Origin of the sequence: Thalassobacterium maritimum, from assembly GCF_031127805.1 — a bacterium.
Lineage (GTDB): Bacteria > Verrucomicrobiota > Verrucomicrobiia > Opitutales > Coraliomargaritaceae > Thalassobacterium > Thalassobacterium maritimum.
In genome coordinates this window covers 1-822 of the sequence record NZ_JARXHW010000178.1, presented here as the reverse complement: position 1 = coordinate 822, position 822 = coordinate 1, and the positions used below count along the sequence as shown (strand labels likewise).

The window sequence follows — 822 nt, the reverse complement described above, 5'->3', positions numbered from 1 at the left end:
GAGCTCGCATGTAATAACGCGCCAGATCATACATCCGGTCGACGTAGCTCTTGATGGTACGCTTCGAATAACGGCGCAGCTTTAATGCACGCACAAAGCGTGCCCGACTATTGGTATTTTTTTTGTGTAGACATAGGTCGTCAGAATAACCCAATGCCTACCGATTGACAACTGTTGAATCGATCCCCCCGCGCGGTAGCGCGGCTTAGTTCAACGTAAAGAGTAGTCGATGCGAGCCCAACGGGTCAATCGTGCAAATGGTTGTCGAAAATCGAGCGGGTGATCTCGCATTGACTAGCTCGCCTGGTTCACATGCTTAAATTTCGAAATAGTCGAAAGGCATCGTTCCTTTCTGAACCAGAAGCTCAAACTCTTCGATGGTCTTTGATACCTCCTCCATGATATTCTCAATCGGCGAGTCGAACATCTCTTCATGAGATAGATAGTAAACAGGAAGGTTATCGTCGTTTAAATCGACTGCGACAGGATCACCGTTCGGGCATGAGCCGATAAAAATGATTCCCTTCTCTCGGGGCTCTTCGTCCAGCCCTAAAAAATTCTTCTCGGGGTTGTTTTCGATTATTCTTTCGATTGAGTCGATCCAGTAGGTCTGGGTTGGTTCCAGCTCCGAATGATTCGGCAGAAGAGAGAGGATTCGATTCGTATTCTTTTCTGAAAAGCCAAGCGACTTCAGGTTCTTTGTGTGGGCTTCCATTTTCTTTCTGTGAACGGTGAGGACTGGCACCCAGCCCTAGGGTTTTGGATTAGTGAGGGTTGTCGAATATCTGGCGCGTAAAATGGGTTGACCAGCTCCGTCTGGAT

The 822-nt window shown here is 47.9% G+C and carries 1 protein-coding gene; it reads right to left on the bottom strand.

Going from position 1 to position 822, the window contains the following annotated elements; all coding sequences use genetic code 11:
• Positions 1 to 316: 316 nt before the first annotated feature.
• A complete protein-coding gene (locus QEH52_RS19920; protein ID WP_308952716.1) occupies positions 317 to 715 on the bottom strand; it encodes a hypothetical protein in 399 nt (132 codons plus the stop codon).
• Positions 716 to 822 lie beyond the last annotated feature (107 nt).